We start from the raw sequence: 4,784 nt of genomic DNA, 5'->3' as shown, positions 1-4,784 counted from the left end.
GCCCGCCCGGCGGCGGCCCGGCGGCGGCCCGGCCCTGCGGGCTTCAGGGGGCTTGCGTGCTGGTCGGAAACGCCAGGGCCGTGCGCGCGGCCTCACGGACGTCCCCGTCCTCGTCCGCAGCCAGCCGTTCGAGCGCGGTGCGTACCGCCGGGCCGGGCCGGCGGGCCAACGACCACGCGGCCCAGAACCGGACCCAGCGGTCGGTGTCCTCGGCGCGGGCCACCAGCAGGTCGGTGACCGCCCGGTCGTGCGCCGAACCGAGAGCCTGGACGGCGCTGCACCTCACCTGGGGCGCGGGATCGCCGGCGCCGGCCATCAGAAGGGCTCGGGCCCGTGGGGGATCCCCCACGCCGAAGATGCTGCCGAGGGTGCTCATCACGTCGGCGCGCACCTCCGGGTCCGGGTCGGAGGCCGCGTCGGCGACGAGGTCGAAGTACTCGGCCCCGCCGAAGTCGGTGACGCTCAGGCCCCAGATGCCCACCCTCCTCGTCCCGGGGTCGGGCGAGGCGACGCAGTCGAGCAGCAGATCGTGCGCCGTCCCGGGCCAGGCGGAGAACAGTGCGAGGAGGTCGAGCCGCAGGGTGTCTCCGTCGTCGTCGCGGTCGCTCACGCTCGCGCGCAGCAGGGCCGGCAGGGCCGCCTCGCCGCAGGCGCCCGCCAGGGCGTGGGCGATCCGGTCCCGGGCGAACGAGTCGTTCGCCTCGACGTGGTCGGCGAGCCGACGCTCCAGCTCGGGCCGGAGGAAGGCGGCCGCCGGCGTCCGAAGCCGCTCGACCAGACGCTCGAACCGGCGGTGTGCACCCGGCCCGCGCTCGATGCCGCCGGCCAGCCCCGCGTCCAACTCGTCCAGCACACCCAGCAGCTCCGCACGCGCGGCACGTTCTGCCGGCTCTGCCCCTGCGGATCCATCGTTCCCTGACATGTCCGCACTCTACGCAGACGCGCTGACACCACCGGACGGCGGTCACGGCCGAACGGATTCCGCCCGCGCCGGGACCGTCGCCGTCCAGTGCCGTGACCGGCACGGTCCACCGTGATCGGAAGGCGGTTCGGGGGAGGAGTGTACGCGCAGCGGCTGGTATTACTGGGGCATGCAGGAAGAGACGGCACGCTCCGCGATCGACACCTTCATCTCCGCGTTCAACGCCACGGACGACAGCTATGTGACCGCCCTACTCTCCCAGGCCCTGACCTCGGACGTGGTCTTCTGGGGGCCGCTGGGCCGCAGCGAAGGAATCGCGGCGGTCGAGCAGTTCGTGCTGGACATCCGGCGCCACCCGGCGGGGGCCGGCACGATGGCGCGCTGCTCCGAGGTGGACATGCCCGGCGAGTGGGCCCGGTACCAGTGGGCCTTCACCACACCGGACGGAGGCCCGCGCCTGGCCGGAACGGACGTCGTCCACCTGCGGCGCAGCCTCATCGACCAGCTCATCGTCTTCGCGGGGGAGCTCGAACCGTCCGCCTCCTGAACCGTCCGCCTCCTGAACCGTCCTTCCGTCACCGGCCGGACGCTCCGCATCAGCGCTGGATCTCGGCCCGCGCCCTTTCGTCCGGCGTGCCGATGTCCCAGAAGCGGACGGTGCCGTGCGCACTGGCGTAGGCGCCCGTACCGCCGGTGACGGCCATGTCGAGCGGGGTGCTCGAGCCCTTGGTCCAGAGCGACTGCATCGTCAGGGAGCCGCCGTCGACCGCCATGGTGATCAGGCACTGCGTCGTGACTCCGCCACCGTCGATCTGGACGACCTGGCACGACCCGCCCCCGCGTCCGACACTGCGGCCGTCCTGGACGGCGGTGCCGGAGTAGACGTCCATGTCGCCCAGACTCGGGCCGACCGGTCCGAGGTCCAGGGCCTCGTACTGGTCGTTCTGGACCTTGAGTTCGAGGACCTCGACGCGGCCCCTTCGGGGGCTGTCGGCGTCCGCCGTACCCACGGCGGCGACCCCGATCGCGGCTGCGGCCAACGAGGCGGCGAGGAGCCTCCTGACCGTCAGGTACCTGCGGCTGCTTCCGTTGGTGACCATGGTGGATCCCCTTCGCTGTGAACTCCTGCGCGGACTCCCTCGACGCTACGACCTGCGAGTCGGTCCTTTCCAAGACCAATCTCGTTATCGCGCCATACCCTCGCGGACATGACCGGCGCACCCCGCCCGGGCCCCCGGCGCGCCCGGGGCGGAAAAGCCGGTACCGGCCGCCCGCCGGATGGCGCAGCATGATCCCTGTGTCTGATACCTCAGTCCTCACCCGTACCGAGGCCGTCGAGCGCCACAGCCTGCTCGACGTCCGCACCGTCCACCTCGACCTCGACCTGACCCGCGGCCGGGAGGTGTTCGGCTCCACCACCGTGATCCGCTTCGCCTGCGCCACCCCCGGGGCCGCCACCTTCGTCGACGTCATACCGGCCGCCCTCCACCGCGCCGTCCTCAACGGCCGCGACCTCGACGTCACCGCGCTCCGCGACGGCCGCCTCCCGCTGACCGACCTCGCCGCCGACAACGAACTCACCGTCGAAGCCGACATGGCCTACTCGCACACCGGCGAGGGCATGCACCGCTTCACCGACCCCGCCGACGGCGAGGACTACGTCTACACCCAGTCCTTCCTCGGCGACGGCCCGCGCGTCTTCGCCTCCTTCGACCAGCCCGACCTCAAGGCGCGCTACACGGTCTCCGTCACCGCCCCCCGCCCCTGGACCGTGATCGGCAACAGCCTGGGCGACCAGACCTCGCCCGGCCGCTGGGAGTTCGCCCCCACCCCGCCGATCAGCAGCTACCTGGTCTCCCTCGTGGCCGGCCCCCTCCACTCGGTGCGCGCCGAGCACGACGGCATCCCGCTCGGCCTGCACTGCCGCCGCTCGCTCGCCGCCCACCTGGACGCCGACGCCGCCGAACTCCTGGAGATCACCCGCCAGGGCTTCGACCACTACCACCGGGTCTTCCGCCACCGCTACCCCTTCGACAGCTACGACCAGTGCTTCGTCCCGGAGTTCAACGCCGGCGCGATGGAGAACCCGGGCTGCGTCACGCTGCGCGACGAGTACGTCTTCCGCTCCGCCGTGGCCGACACCAAGCGCGAGGAACGCGCCATGGTGGTCATCCACGAGATGGCGCACATGTGGTTCGGCGACCTGGTCACCATGAAGTGGTGGGACGACCTGTGGCTGAACGAGTCCTTCGCCGAGTACATGGCCTACAGCGTCACCGCCGCCTCCACCCGCTTCACCGGCGCCTGGACCGGCTTCGCCACCGACCGCAAGCCCTGGGGCTACGACGCCGACCAGCGCCCCTCCACCCACCCGGTCGCCCCCGGCACCGTGGAGGACACCGACCAGGCCCTGCAGAACTTCGACGGCATCTCCTACGCCAAGGGCGCCGCCGTCCTGCGCCAGCTCGTCGCCTGGCTCGGCGAGGAGGCCTTCCTCGCCGGAGTCAACGACTACTTCGACGAGCACGCCTTCGGCAACGCCACCCTCGACGACCTGCTCCGCGCCCTGACCGCCGCCGGCGGCCGAGACGTCCACGGCTGGGCCGACCGCTGGCTGCGCACCACCGGCGTGGACACCCTGCGGCTGACCGACGGCCGCATCGAGCACACCTCGCCCGACGGCGCCCCGCGCCCGCACCAGCTGACCGCGGCCCACTACCGCCGCACCGCCGACGGCACCCTGGAACTGGCCGAGCGCGTGCCGCTCGACCTGGCCGCCGACGGCACCGGCGTGCCGCTCGACCCGGCCGCCCACGGCACCGGGGACGGGGCCGCCGGAGCGCCCGCCGACCTCACCCTGCTGAACGACACCGACCTCAGCTACGCCAAGATCCGGCTGGACCCCGCCTCCTGGCAGACCGTACGCACCTCGCTCGGCGCCGTCCCCGAGGAACTCGCCCGGGCCGTGCTCTGGAGTGCCGCCCGCGACCAGGTGCGCGACGGGGAGCTGGCGCCCGCCGAGTACCTGCGGCTCGTCGCCGACCACCTGCCCGGCGAGACCTCCGTCCACCTCGTGGACGCCGTACTCTCCTTCGCCCGCGAGTTCGTGGCGGACAGCGCCGTGCCACCCGCCGAACGCCCGGCCGCGCTCGCCGAACTGGCCCGGGTCTGCCGCACCCTGCTGCGGCGCACCGAAGGCGAACCGGACCGCACCGGCCTGCGCCTGGTGGCCGCCCGCGGCGTCATCGCCACCGCCGCCGACGAGGCCCAGGCCGCCGAACTGCGCGACTGGCTGGCCGCCGGCACGGTCCCCGGCGGGCCGGCGCTCGACCCGGACCTGCGCTGGCAGCTGCTGCTGCGGTTGTGCGTGCTCGGCGCGGCGGGCGAGCCGGAGATCGCCGCCGAATTCGCCGCCGACCCCAGCGACACCGGTGAGCGGGGCGCCGCCCGCTGCCGTGCCGCACTGCCCGACCCGGCGGCCAAGGAGACCGCCTGGCAGGCGCTCTTCCACGGCGAGCTCTCCAACTACCTGGCCGCCGCCACCGCCAAGGGACTGTGGCAGCCCGAGCAGGCCGAGCTGCTGGACGAACTGACCACCCGCTACTTCGAGGAACTGGGCCCGGCCGCCGCCCGCCGCGGCCCCGCCCTGGCCCGGGTGCTCACCACGGCGGCCTTCCCCGCCCACGCCGCCACCGAGCACACCGTGCGGGCGGCCGAGGCCTGCCTGGCCGACCCGGACCTCACCGTCGCGACCCGGCGCGGACTGGTCGACCAACTGGACACGCTGCGCCTCGCTGGCCCGGTGGGATCCGCTGCGCGGGCGCCACACCACCCTGGCCGGGAGCTACCCGGCCGAGGCCAC

At 73.6% G+C, this 4,784-nt stretch carries 4 protein-coding genes; 2 read left to right on the top strand and 2 right to left on the bottom strand.

The features are described 5' to 3' along the window. Nucleotides 1-43 precede the first annotated feature (43 nt). A complete protein-coding gene (locus ABZW03_RS37405; RefSeq protein WP_355268826.1) occupies nucleotides 44-853 on the bottom strand; it encodes a HEAT repeat domain-containing protein in 810 nt (269 codons plus the stop codon). Nucleotides 854-1,091: 238 nt separating this feature from the next. On the opposite strand from ABZW03_RS37405, the gene ABZW03_RS37400 reads away from it, so the two are divergent. Beyond that, a complete protein-coding gene (locus tag ABZW03_RS37400; protein WP_355268824.1) occupies nucleotides 1,092-1,469 on the top strand; it encodes a nuclear transport factor 2 family protein in 378 nt (125 codons plus the stop codon). A 49-nt stretch (nucleotides 1,470-1,518) separates the two neighbouring features. Here the strand turns inward: ABZW03_RS37400 and ABZW03_RS37395 are convergent, their stop codons facing one another. After that, on the bottom strand, nucleotides 1,519-2,022 hold the full coding sequence (locus ABZW03_RS37395; protein ID WP_355268822.1) for a hypothetical protein: 504 nt from the start codon (nucleotides 2,020-2,022) through the stop codon (nucleotides 1,519-1,521). Nucleotides 2,023-2,219: 197 nt separating this feature from the next. Between ABZW03_RS37395 and pepN the strand changes: the two genes are divergently transcribed. Then, nucleotides 2,220-4,784, top strand: a 2,565-nt coding sequence (gene pepN / locus ABZW03_RS37390) for an aminopeptidase N (protein WP_355268820.1), incomplete at its 3' end; no start/stop codon positions are given.

Source organism: Kitasatospora sp. NPDC004799 (genome assembly GCF_040609095.1).
Taxonomy (GTDB): Bacteria; Actinomycetota; Actinomycetes; order Streptomycetales; family Streptomycetaceae; genus Kitasatospora.
Note: the sequence above shows the minus strand (reverse complement) of the source record. Positions and strands in the feature narration are given on the sequence as shown.